Genomic DNA, 13,325 nt, shown 5'->3' with positions numbered 1-13,325 from the left:
TCATGGTTCCCTTCTCCATTCTCGATCTCTCTCCTGTTCCAGAAGGCGGGACGATCCGCCAGTCGCTCGAGAGTTCGGCGCGCATGGCGCAGAAGGCCGAAGGGTTCGGGTACAACCGCTTCTGGCTTGCGGAACATCACGGCATGCCGGGTATTGCCAGCGCGGCTACGGCGGTCGTGATCGGCCACGTCGGCGCGGCAACCAAGCGGATCCGCATCGGCTCGGGCGGCATCATGCTGCCGAACCACTCGCCGCTTGTCATTGCAGAGCAATTCGGAACGCTGGAAGCGCTGTTTCCGGGCCGCGTCGATCTCGGCCTGGGGCGTGCGCCCGGCACCGACATGCGGACCGCCCAGGCCCTGCGGCGCAATCTCGATGCGGGGGCCCAGAGCTTTCCGAACGACGTGGTCGAATTGCAGCAGTTGCTGGGCACGCCGATCGAGAACCAGGCGATCCTTGCGGTTCCCGGCATGAATTCCAACGTTCCGATCTGGCTTCTGGGTTCCAGCCTCTACAGCGCGCAGCTCGCCGCGATGTTGGGGCTGCCTTATGCCTTCGCCTCGCATTTTGCGCCGGACTCGCTGCTTGATGCCATTGACATCTATCGCAGCCGCTTCACACCTTCCGCCATGCTCGACAAGCCCTATGTCATGGTTGGTGTCATGGGGTCCGTTGCCGCAACGGATGAGGAGGCGCAATACCATTTCACCTCGGCCCAGCAGCAGTTCGTCAATCTGCGCCGCAATGTGCGTGGCCAGTTTCCGCGGCCGGTCGCCGATATGGGGAGCTTCTGGTCCCCGATGGAGAAGCTGACGGTCGAGCACACGCTGCGCTATGCCGTCGTCGGGTCGCCGAAGACCGCGGAGGCAAAGCTCACCGAATTCCTTGCCGAGACGCAGGCGGATGAAGTGATCATCTCCATGCCGATCCACGATATCGAGGCGAGATTGAAATCGGTCGAGCTTTTCGCCGGGCTTGGAAACTTCCTTCGCGCTGCGGCCTAATGCCGCGCATCGCGGGCGCTTCGTGGCCTACAGCCATTTGTGCGAATTGACTTAACGCAGCCGGACCATAGCTTTGCTTGATCACACATGTCGTTTGCACAGCGTTGTGGCGACGCAAGTGTGATGGACGGCGCACGCCGCAAATCGCGCGCGCGGCCGGTTTCGAGCAACCTTTGGAGGATGAGGATTGCTATGCGTTACCACGGTCTTGCTGCTTTGATTTCACTGATCTGTCTTTCCGCCTCGTCTGCAATCGCCCAAGAGGGCGACGTGGCGGCCGGGGAAACGGTCTTTAAGAAGTGCGCGGTCTGTCATATTGCCGACACCGACAAGAACAAGGTCGGGCCGTCGCTGAACCACCTGTTCGGCCGAACAGCCGGGACGCATCCGGATTTTGCCTATTCAGCGGCGATGAAGGCGGCGGGCACAGCCGGGTTGGTCTGGGACGAAGCGACTCTGCGCGATTATCTTCACGACCCAAAGTTGAAGGTTAAGGGTACGAAGATGGTGTTCGTCGGGCTGAAGGACGACGGCGATATCACCAATCTGCTAGCTTATCTCAAGCAATTCTCGAAATGAAATCAGCTTATTGATGTAGAGGCAGACGGCTCGTTGGCGTCATTTCGCGCCATTGCCGTGATGTTTTGTTTATGAGATAGTCCTAACGCAAGTGCCAGCGGATTGCGGGTAATTTCCACAGCCGGCCGGGCATTGGGAGGAACGCATGGTTGTCGTGCTGGTTCTCGGTCTGATCGTCATCGGGTCGGTGGTTTTCCACCTGCTCAGCCCGTGGTGGTGGACTCCGATCGCTTCGAACTGGAACTACATCGACAATACCATCATCATTACATTCTGGATCACCGGCATCGTCTTCGTCGCGGTGATCTCCTTCATGGCCTACTGCATCTTTCGTTTCCGCCATCGGCCGGGCAATCGTGCCGCCTACGAGCCCGAGAACAAGCGTCTGGAATGGTGGCTTGCCGGCAGCACGGCCCTTGGTGTGGCAGCGATGCTGGCGCCTGGTCTCGTCGTCTGGAACCAGTTCGTGACGGTGCCGCCGGATGCTGGCGAAATCGAAGTCGTAGGGCAGCAGTGGCTGTGGAATTTCCGGTTGCCGGGCGCCGATGGCAAGCTCGGCAGGGCAGACAATCGAGCGGTGACCGCCGACAATCCGCTCGGCGTGATCAGGAACGATCCGGCTGGCCTCGACGACATCATCATCTCAGGCGCCGAACTGCACTTGCCGATCGGCAAGTCGGTCCGCGTACACCTGCGCTCGATCGATGTGCTGCATGATTTCTACGTTCCCGAGTTCCGGGCGAAGATGGACATGATCCCCGGTTCGGTCACCTATTTTTGGTTCACGCCGACGCGGACGGGCACCTTCGAAGTGCTGTGCGCGGAGCTTTGTGGCGTCGGACATCCGCAGATGCGAGGGACTGTCGTCGTCGACGAGCCGGACGCCTACCAGGCGTGGCTCGCGCAGCAGCAGACGTTTTCGCAGCTGATGGCAGCGGTTGAACCGGCCAAGTAGGCCGGCGTTGCGGCCGGGGGAGCGGCCGTAACGGGAGGAGGAAGGAAGGCATGCGATGGTTGATATTCCAACCAGTGCCGGCGATGTTATCCCACCCGCCGAGGTGGCGGATGTTGAGCTCTATCATCCGAGGAGCTGGTGGACGAAATACGTCTTCAGTCAGGATGCCAAGGTCATTGCCATTCAGTATTCGGTGACGGCCTTTTCGATCGGTCTGGTGGCGCTGGTGCTGTCGTGGCTGATCCGCCTACAGCTCGGTTTTCCCGGCTATTTTTCCTTCATCGATGCGGATCATTATTACCAGTTCATCACCATGCACGGGATGATCATGGTGATCTATCTCCTGACCGCGCTTTTCCTCGGCGGCTTCGGCAATTACCTGATTCCGTTGATGGTCGGCGCCCGCGATATGGTGTTCCCCTATGCGAACATGCTGAGCTACTGGCTTTATCTGCTGGCCGTGATCGTGCTTGTTGCGGGCTTCTTCGCCCCTGGCGGACCGACGGGGGCCGGCTGGACGCTTTACCCGCCGCAGGCACTGACGTCAGGTACGCCAGGCGGGCGCGACTGGGGTATCATCCTGATGCTCTCGTCCCTCATCATCTTCATCATCGGCTTCACGATGGGTGGCTTGAACTATGTCGTCACCGTGCTGCAAGGGCGGGCGCGCGGCATGACGCTGATGCGGATGCCATTGACAGTATGGGGCATTTTCACAGCAACCGTCATGGCGTTGCTGGCTTTCCCGGCGCTCTTCGTCGCCGCCGTCATGATGCTGTTTGACCGGCTGCTCGGCACCAGCTTCTTCATGCCTGCGATTGTCGAAATGGGAGAGCAGCTGAAATCCGATGGCGGTAGCCCGATCCTGTTCCAGCACCTCTTCTGGTTCTTTGGGCATCCGGAAGTCTACATCGTCGCGCTTCCGGCATTCGGCATCGTCTCCGATCTTATCAGCACGCATGCGCGCAAGAACATCTTCGGCTACCGCATGATGGTCTGGGCGATCGTGATTATCGGGGCGCTGAGCTTCATCGTATGGGCGCATCACATGTATGTCAGCGGCATGAACCCGAATTTCGGGTTCTTCTTCGCCACGACAACGTTGATCATCGCCGTGCCGACCGCGATCAAGGTCTACAATTGGGTGCTGACGCTGTGGCGGGGTGATATCCACCTGACGCTGCCGATGCTGTTTGCCATCGGTTTCATCGTGACCTTCGTCAATGGCGGGCTGACCGGACTGTTCCTCGGCAACGTCGTGGTGGACGTGCCACTGTCCGATACGATGTTCGTGGTAGCGCATTTCCACATGGTGATGGGCGTCGCGCCCATCATGGTGGTCTTCGGCGCAATCTATCACTGGTATCCGAAGATTACCGGGCGGATGCTCGACGAGGTTCTCGGTCGGATCCATTTCTGGGTTACCTTCATCGGCGCCTATGCGATCTTCTTCCCCATGCATTATGTAGGCCTGGTGGGCGTGCCGAGGCGCTATTTCGAGCTTGGCGACACGGTTTTCATTCCGCCTTCGGTGCATGACCTGAACATGTTCATTTCGGTCGCGGCGCTTGTCGTCGGGGCGGCGCAGATGGTGTTCCTGTTCAATATCATTTGGAGTCTGTTCCGCGGTCGCGAGGCCGGTGGCAATCCGTGGCGAGCGACGACGCTCGAGTGGCAGACTCCTCAGACGCCGCCCGCCCATGGCAACTGGGGCAAGGAGCTTCCGATCGTCTATCGCTGGGCCTACGACTACAGTGTACCCGGCGCTCCCGAAGACTTCATACCCCAGAACCAGCCGCCCATGGCCGGAGTGTCGAGGGCGCACACATGAGTGTGGTTCTTGTCTTTCTCGCGGGAATAGCCGCAATCGTCATCTGGTGGCTGTCCGGGCAGAGGATGATGTCGAAGCCATGGATGGAGGTCGGCACGCTTGATGATATCGCGGGACCGGCGAAGCCGCCGATCCCGACCGCCAAGATCGGCCTCGGCATTTTCCTCGCGGTGGTCGGCGCGCTCTTTTCCCTGTTGGCCAGTGCTTATCTTTCGCGAATGAGCGGTGCGGATTGGTGGGCAATGCCCGTTCCTCGGCTTCTTTGGGCGAATAGCGCTGTCTTGATCGCCAGTTGCGCGGCTCTGCAATGGGCGGTGGTTGAAGCGCGCCGGGGCGCCGGTGACGGCCTGCGGCTTGCGCTTGATATAGCGCTGGCGACCGCAGTGCTCTTTCTTGCCGGGCAGGTCGTCGCCTGGCTGCAGCTGGTCGCGGCCGGATATGTCCTTGCCGATAACCCGGCAAACAGTTTCTTCTACATGCTGACGGGATTGCATGGCCTGCATATCCTCGGTGGGCTGGCAGTGCTTGCGCGAACCAGATTGCGCTTGCTCGCAGGCGGCACCGCCGCTTCCGCCAGGCTGCGCCTCGGTGTCGAGCTCTGCGCCACCTACTGGCACTTCATGCTCGTCGTGTGGCTGCTTCTCTTCGCGCTTTTTACCGGCTGGGCAAACGACTTCGTCGATCTCTGCCGCCAACTCGTTTCTTAAGGGGTGGAAGATGGCCGAACTGACCCGAATGCAAACCGACGACGTCGCCATGGGGCCGCCCGCCGGCCTGCGCGGCGTGGCGGCCGACTTTGCCTCGGACCAGCGGGCGTTCAAGAACGTCTCCTGGGGCAAGGCCATGATGTGGATCTTTCTCCTCAGCGATACTTTTATCTTCGGCTGCTTCCTGCTGGCCTATATGACCGCGCGGATGTCGACGCCGGTTCCGTGGCCTAATCCGAGCGAGGTCTTCGCGCTCAATATCGGCGGCCAGGAGGTCCCGCTGATCCTCATCGCGATCATGACCTTCATCCTGATCAGCAGCAGTGGCACGATGGCCATGGCTGTCAATTTCGGTTATCGCCGCGAGCGCGGGAAAACGGCCGCTTTGCTGCTTCTGACCGCCGCGCTCGGCGCGACCTTTGTCGGAATGCAGGCTTTCGAATGGACGAAGCTCATCACCGAAGGCGTGCGCCCCTGGGAAAACCCGTGGGGCGCGGCACAGTTCGGATCATCCTTCTTCATGATCACCGGTTTTCACGGGACGCACGTGACCTTCGGCGTAATCTTCCTGCTGGTTACCGCGCGCAAGGTATGGCGCGGGGACTTCGATACGGGCCAGCGCGGCTTCTTCACAAGCCGCAGGGGCAGCTATGAGAACGTCGAGATCATGGGCCTGTACTGGCACTTCGTCGACCTCGTCTGGGTCTTCATCTTTGCCTTCTTCTATTTGTGGTGAGGTCGCATCCATGGCACAGGCACAAGCACACTCCGGCCAACAGCATCCGATCAGGCTCTACCTCGTCGTCTGGGGATTGCTGTTCGTCCTCAGCACCTTCTCCTATCTCGTCGATTATCTCGGTATCCAGGGCTATCCCCGCTGGACGCTCATCATCGTGTTCATGATGCTAAAGGCCGGACTGATCGTTGCCATTTTCATGCACATGGCCTGGGAACGGCTGGCGCTCGTCTACGCGATATTGCTGCCGCCGCTGCTCGTCCTCGTCTTCGTGGCGATGATGGCGTCGGAGTCGCACTACACGATCTTCACCCGGCTTGCCTTCCTCGGCGGGGCCGGTCCCTGAGTCGGCCGTTGCAGGGCTACATGATCTTCTCGTTCGGATAGACGCCCGATAGGGCGGACTGGCGAACGAACCCGCCGACGTCATGGCCGGTCACCTCGACATTGCACCATGTACCATCACATGAGCGGACGGCGACCCGGACGCGCGCCGCGAGCTTTGCAACGGCATTCGCCGAGGCGCGCGGTGTAGCGCGGATCGGCACCGGCGAGGCCATCCAGGGGCCGATCAGCGCAGTACGGTGGCTGGATAGCAGCGCGCGATGCATGCAGCCGGAGATGCCATCGGCGGATGTCATTTGGCTGGAGAGCACGATGCCGAGCAAGCAGCCGGCAGCCAGCACGCCCAGCCGGTGTGCTGCACGGTATCGACGGCGTGCCATGGCCTAGTTGCAGGATGCCATGCGCTTCAGGGCAGCGGTCACCCCGTTCAGCGAATAAGTATAGGTGGTCGCCGTGCCGCGCTGGGAGACCGCTTCGACCGTCATGTCGCTACCGGAGCGCATGGCGCTGATGACGTCATGCTCGCGCGATTCTTCAAGCACCCAGGCGGACTTGCCCCTGGTGAACATCGTAAACGTCTTGTCGCCGATTGCGATCTTGGCCCGGGAGCCGGGCTTCAGTTCGTAGCCCATGATCGCTTGCGGCTCATATCCGGCGCCCGGCGCCCGACCGATCACGAAGTAATTGCTGCCATGATCGACGCTTGCCGGTTGCTTGCTTGTCGGCACTGTCAGCAAATAGCACACCCTCTCGCCGCCCTTGCTGTAGGAATAGACGCCCCAGTCCTCGAACTGCTTGACCATTGTCGGCTGCGCATGGGCGGCAATTGCACCGGCAAGAGTGAAGGAGAGTACGAGAGCTATTCTTTTCATGGGCATTTTCCCCGCCGAAAGTGTGAGAGACGCTGGTCTTGGAAAAGACCGGCTGGAGCGAACGCGGCGCATTCAAGTCGGCGAGGGTTACCGAGACCTTAATGGCGGGCTGGGGGTAACGAACGTGTGACCGATCGATCGCCTGATGTGAATGGACGGCCAAAACGAAAGGCCGGTCATGTCTTCCATGGCCGGCCCGCAGGCCTAAGGCTCCTCTTCGCCTGATGTTCCGGATGTCAGTTGCCTGTCTGCCGCACCGTCTTCTGAGCGATCGCCTTGGCAAGATCGTCACGCTCCTCGCAGCCGTTCGGGCAAAGCGTCGTCAGTCGTGCGAGCTGGTCGTTCGCCTTGGCCATGTCGCCGGTCTCGACGTAGAGTTCGCCCAGATATTCGCGGGCGGCCTTGTGGTCGGGCTCGAGCTCCAGCGCCTTGGTGTAATAGGTCAGCGAGGTCCGGTAGTCTCCGGTCTTGCGCAGGGTAAAGCCAAGCAGATTGTAGACGTCTGCCTGCTGCGTATCCTCGGCAAGGCCGCGAAGCTCGTCCCGCGCCCCCTGATAATCCCCGGCAGCGATCTTGGCGCGCACCGACGTCAAATCTGGCGCGTTGGTGGATTCGATATTGTCGATGGCGAAGGCCGGAACGGCTTGGATCGCGGGAAGGGCAGCGGTTGCCGCGATCAAGGCGATCGTGCCTGCCAGAACATGTCTCTTCATGATCGTTTCTCCTTCAGTTTCTCATGCCTGGATCTTGGGGGTGAAGCCGTAGACGTTGCCGTCCTTGACGAAGGTGCCGGAGCCCGGGAACGGAAAATGCGAGCCGCAGATCGCGATCTTGTCTGCGATGACGCGGTCGATCAGCTTGCGGCGCGTCTCGATCGCCATCGGCCCGTCCTGGTCGTAGGCGCCCTGCCATTCCGGATGCGGGGCGAGCAAGGCGGGCACGTACATGATGTCGGCCGACACCATCAGCTGTTCGTTTCCGCCGTCGACGAGATAGACGGAGTGGCCGGGCGTATGTCCCGGCGCTGATATCATGCGGATGCCGGGCGCTACCTCGGCGCCGTCCTCGACGAGTTTCCAGTTCTGCCATTTCGGGAAAACATTGGCGATGCGCTGGCCGGCGGCCTTACGGCTTTCCGCAAGCTTTTCGACTCGGCCAGACTCCGTCCACCAGCTATACTCGGCTGCGTTGACGATCAGTTCGGCATCGGGAAAGACGGCCGCATTGGTGCCCTTGTCCATCAGGCCCCAGACGTGGTCCGGATGGAAATGTGAGAGCATGACCGTGTTGATCTTCCTGTAGTCGATGCCCGCCGCCGCCATGTTGGCGGGTAGGTGTGTCGCATTCGCCTGCCACTGGCCGACGCCCGATCCGGCATCCATCATGATCAGCCGGTCGCCCATCTTGAGGACGACGACGGTGAGGGGGATCGGCATGAAACCGGTCGGCAGGCCGGCCTTGGCAAGCGCCTCCTTGGTGTCTTCGATTGAGGCGTTCTTGATGAAGCCTGGGTCGTGCGGCTTTCGCCAGATACCGTCATAGATGGCGGTGACCTCGACCGATCCGACCCTATATCTGTAGAAGCCGACGCTCGGCTCGTCGGGCGTTTCGGCAAAGACGGGTGAAACGAATTCCAGTTTCGAGGCAAGGCCGAAGGCGGCGCCTGCGGCGGCGGTGCCGAGAACGGTACGGCGTGTCATGGTGAACATCGCAAGTCTCCTCTTGTCGGGTGCTATGATGCAGCGGCAACCCGACAATGGGTGCCGCCGCTGCCAGACAAGATCGAGGCCGGCCGGCAGTTATTCCCGGCATGCCGGGCAATCTTCCTAAGCCGATGAAACCGATGAGAGATTTTTCGCGACGGCATCCAGAACCCTTCCCGTGAACGCCTTTCCTCGAAAAAAAATCGCGCCGGGACGGAATAAAATGACGGTCAGGGCGATCTATCTTGCGGAAGGCATAAGGGCGATCCGATGCGGTCGGCCGAACCCGGGGAAGACGATGACAGAGGCTGAGATCGCGGATTTCCTTTCATTCGAATGCCAGCGCACGCCATTAGGTGCCGATCGGGCGATTGCCGGTACCGGGCGGATGGCGGCTCGCCTTCTGAAAGCCCTCTCCGCCATGATCGGCATGTCGTTGGCGATGACGCGGCCGCTGCTCGACCCGCAAGCGGCCACGATGAGGACGCCTGCCGCATCGGCCGAAACGATGCAACGCTTCCAGAAGGCCATCCTTCCGCAGCTGGACGACGCCTACAATTTCGCCCGCTTCCTCAGTCGCGATCCCGATGCTGCTGGAGATATCGTCCAGGAAGCCTTCCTGCGCGCCTATCGGAGCTTCGAAGGCTATCGCGGCGGCGATCCGCGCGCCTGGATGTTTTCGATCGTCAGAAATTGCTACCGCGCCTGGCTACTCGACGGCCGCCGGAAGGCGCATTTCGAAGTGCCGATGGCCGAGGACGTCTCGACCGGTGAAGCGGATATCGCGACTTGCCAGATCGCGTCCGACGACGACACGCCGGAAGCGTCCGTGATCCGCAAGAGCGAGTCCGAGCGCGTACGGCGGGTCATCGGCGATCTTTCCGACCCGATGCGGGAGGTGCTGGTGCTGCGGGAACTCGAGAGCCTGTCCTATCGGCAGATCGCCGAAATCATCGACGCGCCGATCGGCACCGTCATGTCCAGGCTCGCGCGGGCACGGGAGGAGTTCGGCAAAGCCTGGCTGGCCCTGGAAAAGAGCGGGGTGGCGCCATGAGCGATGAAAGCCATAGAGCCTGTCCCGAATGGAGCGACATGCTGCACGGTTTCGTCGACGGTGAGCTCGATTCGGTCCATTCGGCGCAATTCGAGGCGCATCTTGCCGGTTGCGCCTCCTGCAGCGCCGCGCTGGCAAGGGTGACTGCCATGCGGAAGGTCATCGGTGGAAACGGGGTCAAATGGCGCGCGCCGGAAGAAGTGCGTTCTCGGGTCCTAAGTAGCCTGTCCCTCGCGACTGCCGCCTCCGTGGATCCGGAGAAGGCGGCTGCGGCCGAAAACGGCATCTGGCCGCGGATCTTCGCGTTCATCCGGCAATGGAGCCTTGTGCCGTCGCTTGCTGCGCTGGCCGCAAGTCTCTTCCTGTTCGTCAATCTGCCGCGTGGGATAGATATCCAAGATCAGATCGTCGCCAGCCATGTCCGCTCGCTGCTTGCCGATCACCTGGCTGATGTGCAGACCTCGGATCGACACACCGTCAAGCCCTGGTTCAACGGCAAGATCGACTTCTCTCCGCCAGTCGTCGATCTCGCGGCCCAGGGGTTTCCCCTGATCGGGGGCAGGGTCGACTACGTTGGCGGACGGGTCGTCGCGGCTCTGATCTATCGGCTCCGCGGACACGTGATTAATCTCTTTATATGGCCGGGTACGTCGACGGCACCGGGCAGCGCGGAACGCGAGGGATACAATATTAGTCGATGGTCGAGCGGCGGACTGGTGTTCTGGGCGATAACCGATGCCAGCGCCGAAGATCTTGCCGCATTCCGCAAGAATTTTATAGCGCAGGCCGGCTTGGCGCCCGAGGAAGAGCGTCCTTGAAACGAAAGCGCCGGCGGGAACAATCCGGCCGGCGCGATAACATGATGCTTCCTTGCAGGTCTCAGGCCGAAAGCTTGGCCAGAACCTCTTCGTCGACTTCGAAATTCGAGTAGACGTTCTGGACATCGTCATCGTCTTCCAGGCTGTCGATCAGCTTCAGCAGCGACTGGGCACGTTCTTCGTCGACGGGCACGTTGTTCTGGGCGCGCCAGACGGCCTTGACGGTTTCGGCTTCGCCGAGCGAGGTCTCGAGGGCCTTGGCGACTTCGCCAAGAGACTCAAAGGCGCAGGTGATGTAGTGGCCTTCTCCGTCGGTCTCGACGTCGTCGGCGCCGGCTTCGATCGCCGCTTCCATCATCTTGTCGGCATCGCCAGCGGACAGCTTGTAGGTGATCTCGCCAACGTGGTCGAAGGAGAAGGATACCGAGCCCGTTTCGCCAAGTGCGCCGCCGGCCTTCGTAAAGATCGAGCGGACGTTGGAGGCAGTGCGGTTGCGGTTGTCGGTCAGGGCTTCGACGATGATCGCCGTGCCGCCCGGGCCGTAACCTTCGTAACGGACTTCATCGTAGTTCTCGGCGTCGGCGCCAGCAGCCTTCTTGATGGCGCGGTCGATGTTATCCTTCGGCATGGACTGCGCCTTGGCGTTCTGGATTGCCAGACGCAGGCGGGCGTTCATCGCAGGGTCGGGCAGACCGGCCTTGGCCGCAACCGTGATTTCACGTGCGAGCTTGGAGAACATTTTCGATCGCACGGCATCCTGACGGCCCTTGCGATGCATGATGTTTTTAAACTGTGAATGGCCAGCCATGGCACCCCTGTTCACGTCGTATTGTTAGGAATGGGCCGCCTTATAAGAGCGAAATTGGCCGCATTCAAGGGAAAACGGCTCTGTCGCGCCGGTCGCCCGTGTATCCGGAATGGCGGAACAAACCCCAGGAAGTTGACGTTTCACCCACGGACCCTCGAAATGGAAGGAAGTGCTATGGCTAGTTTCAACGAGGCGCGAGAACACCCGGCACGCCAGCTCTGGGACCAGGTGAACGACATTCATGCCGGTATGCTCGGCGTGGACGGGGCCGACATGCACATGCAGCCGATGGCGCCGAACGCCGATCCGAAGACCAACACGATCTGGTTCTATACGAAATCCGATGCGGCGATCGTACGTGCGATCAAGCCGGGGACTCGGGCGCATTTCTGCGTGGTCGGCAAGGATCACGACTACCATGCCTGCCTTGCCGGCAAGATCGAGGTGCGGCCCGACCAGTCAAAGGTAGACGAGTATTGGAACTCGCTCGTCGCCGCCTGGTATGACGACGGCAAGAAGGATCCGAAGCTCACGATGCTCGCCATGCATGTCGACGACGCCGAGATCTGGGTTTCGACAGGCAATAAGCTGAAGTTCGGCTGGGAGATCGCCAAGGCCAACCTCGACGATGACAAGATGCCCGATGTCGGCATCAGGCAGCACTTGCAGTTCGCCTGAGGAGAATAGGCCCGGTGCAGTCCGGGTCTTTTACTGCATGCCCTTCGCGACATAGATCAGCGGCTTTTTCGGCAAGGCGCGCAGCGAGACGGAGATCGTGTTCGTCGGCGCGTAGCTGATGTCGAAATCGGGTCCGAACATCGACAGGAAGCTTTGCAGTGGGCGCGGCTGATGCATCGGCAGGATCAGCGAGGCGCGCAGGCGCTTGATGACGCGGCTCATGCTGTCGGAACCCATCGTCAGCCCACCATCCACCGGCACCATCACGACATCCAGCCGGCCGATGTCCGTGTAGTGGGCCTCCGTCAGTTCGTAATGCAGATGGCCGAGATGACCGATGCAGAGACCGGCAACCTCGAAGATGAAGATCGAGTTCCCATCTTGCTGCGGCGCGCCGAAGCCGCCCCTGATATCGGTTGTGACGTTGCGGATGTAGGTGTCTCCGACCACGAGGTTGATCTTGGCCTTTTCGCCCGGGACGTCGCTCCATCCATGCAGTACATATTTGATGGCCGGGTCGGTCACCAGAGTATAGTGCGAGGAATGGGCGCGGTTCATGGTGACGACCATTGGCGCCTGTGGCGGCGAGTACCAGCCGCTGTAATCGGTCGCGATCGTTACGCCGCCTGGCGTTTCAATGAGGAAGGTGGAGTGCCCGATGTAGGTCAGCGCAACCGATTGGTCGGTGGCGCCGGCACCGATGATCGGTGACGGGCCTGTGAAGCTGGCAAAGGTCGCTTGCGGGATCGATTGGGCGATGGCCTGGCACTGGCTGACGTTTCGCCGTTCCTCCTGAGCGGCGGCGGCTTCCGCGGCAACCAGGACCATCAGGCAGGCGATTGCGAAAACAAGAAAACGCGGCTTCATGCCACTTCCTCCAGCGCTCTCACGGATAGGCTCGGGAGGATGCGGCAAGGCGCAGCAGCGGTCCAGTTGAAATCCGGAGTCGCTTCTCACGTTTGCGTCATGGCGGGAAAGGCTCTAGGTGTGTGGTCCCGGAATGAGATGGTGCGGATTGATTTTGAAGATTGACGGGTCCCTTGTCCAGGCGTTGCAGATTGCTTGATAGGGCGTTCGCCATCGGAGCGCCTTGAGGTGTTTGGCGAAGTTGTAAGCAGTGACGAAGGCCAAGACATGGGCCTTGAGACTTTCCAGGTCGTCATAATGGTAGACCTTGACGGTGGCGTCCTTGATGGTTCGATTCATCCGCTCGGCCTGGCCGTTCGTCCAAGGAT

At 60.8% G+C, this 13,325-nt stretch carries 17 protein-coding genes; 10 read left to right on the top strand and 7 right to left on the bottom strand.

Annotation, left to right across the window (positions count from 1 at the left end; genetic code table 11):
- Positions 1–2: 2 nt before the first annotated feature.
- The 7 genes from C934_RS0122505 to C934_RS0122475 all read left to right on the top strand — a co-directional run bounded on the left by C934_RS0122505 (position 3) and on the right by C934_RS0122475 (position 6,158).
- Positions 3–1,004 carry an LLM class flavin-dependent oxidoreductase gene (locus C934_RS0122505; protein ID WP_026372006.1) on the top strand — a complete coding sequence of 334 codons (1,002 nt, stop codon included), beginning with the start codon at positions 3–5 and terminating at the stop codon, positions 1,002–1,004.
- A 192-nt stretch (positions 1,005–1,196) separates the two neighbouring features.
- On the top strand, positions 1,197–1,583 hold the full coding sequence (locus tag C934_RS0122500) for a c-type cytochrome (protein ID WP_026372005.1): 387 nt from the start codon (positions 1,197–1,199) through the stop codon (positions 1,581–1,583).
- A gap of 145 nt (positions 1,584–1,728) precedes the next feature.
- A complete protein-coding gene (locus C934_RS0122495; RefSeq protein ID WP_018858848.1) occupies positions 1,729–2,538 on the top strand; it encodes a cytochrome c oxidase subunit II in 810 nt (269 codons plus the stop codon).
- 55 nt (positions 2,539–2,593) lie between these two features.
- Positions 2,594–4,369 carry a cytochrome c oxidase subunit I gene (gene ctaD / locus C934_RS0122490; RefSeq protein ID WP_018858847.1) on the top strand — a complete coding sequence of 592 codons (1,776 nt, stop codon included), beginning with the start codon at positions 2,594–2,596 and terminating at the stop codon, positions 4,367–4,369.
- A complete protein-coding gene (locus tag C934_RS0122485; protein ID WP_018858846.1) occupies positions 4,366–5,076 on the top strand; it encodes a cytochrome c oxidase subunit 3 in 711 nt (236 codons plus the stop codon). Before ctaD ends, C934_RS0122485 begins: the two co-directional genes overlap by 4 nt.
- Before the next feature lie 10 nt (positions 5,077–5,086).
- Entirely contained in the window at positions 5,087–5,812 is a 726-nt protein-coding gene (locus C934_RS0122480) for a heme-copper oxidase subunit III family protein (protein ID WP_018858845.1), read from the top strand.
- 10 nt (positions 5,813–5,822) lie between these two features.
- Entirely contained in the window at positions 5,823–6,158 is a 336-nt protein-coding gene (locus tag C934_RS0122475) for a cytochrome C oxidase subunit IV family protein (RefSeq protein ID WP_018858844.1), read from the top strand.
- Positions 6,159–6,174: 16 nt separating this feature from the next.
- Here C934_RS0122475 and C934_RS32385 read toward each other — a convergent pair whose 3' ends face one another.
- From C934_RS32385 to C934_RS0122450, 4 genes are all read right to left on the bottom strand, one after another.
- Positions 6,175–6,537 (bottom strand): SH3 domain-containing protein, encoded by a 363-nt coding sequence (locus tag C934_RS32385; protein WP_018858843.1) that lies wholly within the window; start codon positions 6,535–6,537, stop codon positions 6,175–6,177.
- Between the two features lie 3 nt (positions 6,538–6,540).
- Positions 6,541–7,029: an invasion associated locus B family protein gene (locus C934_RS0122465; RefSeq protein WP_018858842.1), complete on the bottom strand. Its 489-nt coding sequence runs from the start codon at positions 7,027–7,029 to the stop codon at positions 6,541–6,543.
- Between the two features lie 236 nt (positions 7,030–7,265).
- Positions 7,266–7,742 carry a tetratricopeptide repeat protein gene (locus tag C934_RS0122455; protein ID WP_018858840.1) on the bottom strand — a complete coding sequence of 159 codons (477 nt, stop codon included), beginning with the start codon at positions 7,740–7,742 and terminating at the stop codon, positions 7,266–7,268.
- Positions 7,743–7,763: 21 nt separating this feature from the next.
- Positions 7,764–8,738, bottom strand: a complete 975-nt coding sequence (locus C934_RS0122450) for an MBL fold metallo-hydrolase (protein ID WP_018858839.1) — start codon at positions 8,736–8,738, stop codon at positions 7,764–7,766.
- A 292-nt stretch (positions 8,739–9,030) separates the two neighbouring features.
- Between C934_RS0122450 and C934_RS0122445 the strand changes: the two genes are divergently transcribed.
- On the top strand, positions 9,031–9,786 hold the full coding sequence (locus C934_RS0122445; protein WP_113472030.1) for a sigma-70 family RNA polymerase sigma factor: 756 nt from the start codon (positions 9,031–9,033) through the stop codon (positions 9,784–9,786).
- Positions 9,783–10,604 carry an anti-sigma factor family protein gene (locus tag C934_RS0122440; protein WP_018858837.1) on the top strand — a complete coding sequence of 274 codons (822 nt, stop codon included), beginning with the start codon at positions 9,783–9,785 and terminating at the stop codon, positions 10,602–10,604. The genes C934_RS0122445 and C934_RS0122440 overlap by 4 nt, the downstream gene beginning before the upstream one ends.
- A 61-nt stretch (positions 10,605–10,665) precedes the next feature.
- On the opposite strand, the gene C934_RS0122435 is transcribed toward C934_RS0122440, so the two are convergent.
- On the bottom strand, positions 10,666–11,412 hold the full coding sequence (locus C934_RS0122435; RefSeq protein ID WP_018858836.1) for a YebC/PmpR family DNA-binding transcriptional regulator: 747 nt from the start codon (positions 11,410–11,412) through the stop codon (positions 10,666–10,668).
- 174 nt (positions 11,413–11,586) lie between these two features.
- Here C934_RS0122435 and C934_RS0122430 point away from each other — a divergent pair, with 174 nt between their 5' ends.
- Positions 11,587–12,090 (top strand): pyridoxamine 5'-phosphate oxidase family protein, encoded by a 504-nt coding sequence (locus C934_RS0122430; protein ID WP_018858835.1) that lies wholly within the window; start codon positions 11,587–11,589, stop codon positions 12,088–12,090.
- A 30-nt stretch (positions 12,091–12,120) separates the two neighbouring features.
- Here the strand turns inward: C934_RS0122430 and C934_RS0122425 are convergent, their stop codons facing one another.
- Together C934_RS0122425 and C934_RS32380 are read right to left on the bottom strand one after the other, a co-directional pair.
- Positions 12,121–12,957: an MBL fold metallo-hydrolase gene (locus tag C934_RS0122425; RefSeq protein WP_018858834.1), complete on the bottom strand. Its 837-nt coding sequence runs from the start codon at positions 12,955–12,957 to the stop codon at positions 12,121–12,123.
- A 114-nt stretch (positions 12,958–13,071) separates the two neighbouring features.
- A partial coding sequence (locus C934_RS32380; RefSeq protein ID WP_018858833.1) for an integrase core domain-containing protein occupies positions 13,072–13,325 on the bottom strand: 254 nt, incomplete at its 5' end.

It is taken from the genome of Rhizobium sp. 42MFCr.1 (genome assembly GCF_000377185.1).
Lineage (GTDB): Bacteria > Pseudomonadota > Alphaproteobacteria > Rhizobiales > Rhizobiaceae > Rhizobium > Rhizobium altiplani.
Note: the sequence above shows the minus strand (reverse complement) of the source record. Positions and strands in the feature narration are given on the sequence as shown.

What these genes read in the sequence shown, in the direction of transcription:
- C934_RS0122455 (WP_018858840.1), bottom strand. Translation starts at nt 7,742, where the DNA reads ATGAAGAGACATGTTCTGGCAGGCACGATCGCCTTGATCGCGGCAACC.
- C934_RS0122475 (WP_018858844.1), top strand. Translation starts at nt 5,823, where the DNA reads ATGGCACAGGCACAAGCACACTCCGGCCAACAGCATCCGATCAGGCTC.
- C934_RS0122505 (WP_026372006.1), top strand. Translation starts at nt 3, where the DNA reads ATGGTTCCCTTCTCCATTCTCGATCTCTCTCCTGTTCCAGAAGGCGGG.
- C934_RS0122430 (WP_018858835.1), top strand. Translation starts at nt 11,587, where the DNA reads ATGGCTAGTTTCAACGAGGCGCGAGAACACCCGGCACGCCAGCTCTGG.
- C934_RS0122435 (WP_018858836.1), bottom strand. Translation starts at nt 11,412, where the DNA reads ATGGCTGGCCATTCACAGTTTAAAAACATCATGCATCGCAAGGGCCGT.
- C934_RS0122485 (WP_018858846.1), top strand. Translation starts at nt 4,366, where the DNA reads ATGAGTGTGGTTCTTGTCTTTCTCGCGGGAATAGCCGCAATCGTCATC.
- C934_RS0122450 (WP_018858839.1), bottom strand. Translation starts at nt 8,738, where the DNA reads ATGTTCACCATGACACGCCGTACCGTTCTCGGCACCGCCGCCGCAGGC.
- C934_RS0122480 (WP_018858845.1), top strand. Translation starts at nt 5,087, where the DNA reads ATGGCCGAACTGACCCGAATGCAAACCGACGACGTCGCCATGGGGCCG.
- C934_RS0122440 (WP_018858837.1), top strand. Translation starts at nt 9,783, where the DNA reads ATGAGCGATGAAAGCCATAGAGCCTGTCCCGAATGGAGCGACATGCTG.
- C934_RS0122495 (WP_018858848.1), top strand. Translation starts at nt 1,729, where the DNA reads ATGGTTGTCGTGCTGGTTCTCGGTCTGATCGTCATCGGGTCGGTGGTT.
- C934_RS0122465 (WP_018858842.1), bottom strand. Translation starts at nt 7,029, where the DNA reads ATGAAAAGAATAGCTCTCGTACTCTCCTTCACTCTTGCCGGTGCAATT.
- C934_RS0122500 (WP_026372005.1), top strand. Translation starts at nt 1,197, where the DNA reads ATGCGTTACCACGGTCTTGCTGCTTTGATTTCACTGATCTGTCTTTCC.
- ctaD (WP_018858847.1), top strand. Translation starts at nt 2,594, where the DNA reads ATGGTTGATATTCCAACCAGTGCCGGCGATGTTATCCCACCCGCCGAG.
- C934_RS0122445 (WP_113472030.1), top strand. Translation starts at nt 9,031, where the DNA reads ATGACAGAGGCTGAGATCGCGGATTTCCTTTCATTCGAATGCCAGCGC.
- C934_RS32385 (WP_018858843.1), bottom strand. Translation starts at nt 6,537, where the DNA reads ATGGCACGCCGTCGATACCGTGCAGCACACCGGCTGGGCGTGCTGGCT.
- C934_RS0122425 (WP_018858834.1), bottom strand. Translation starts at nt 12,957, where the DNA reads ATGAAGCCGCGTTTTCTTGTTTTCGCAATCGCCTGCCTGATGGTCCTG.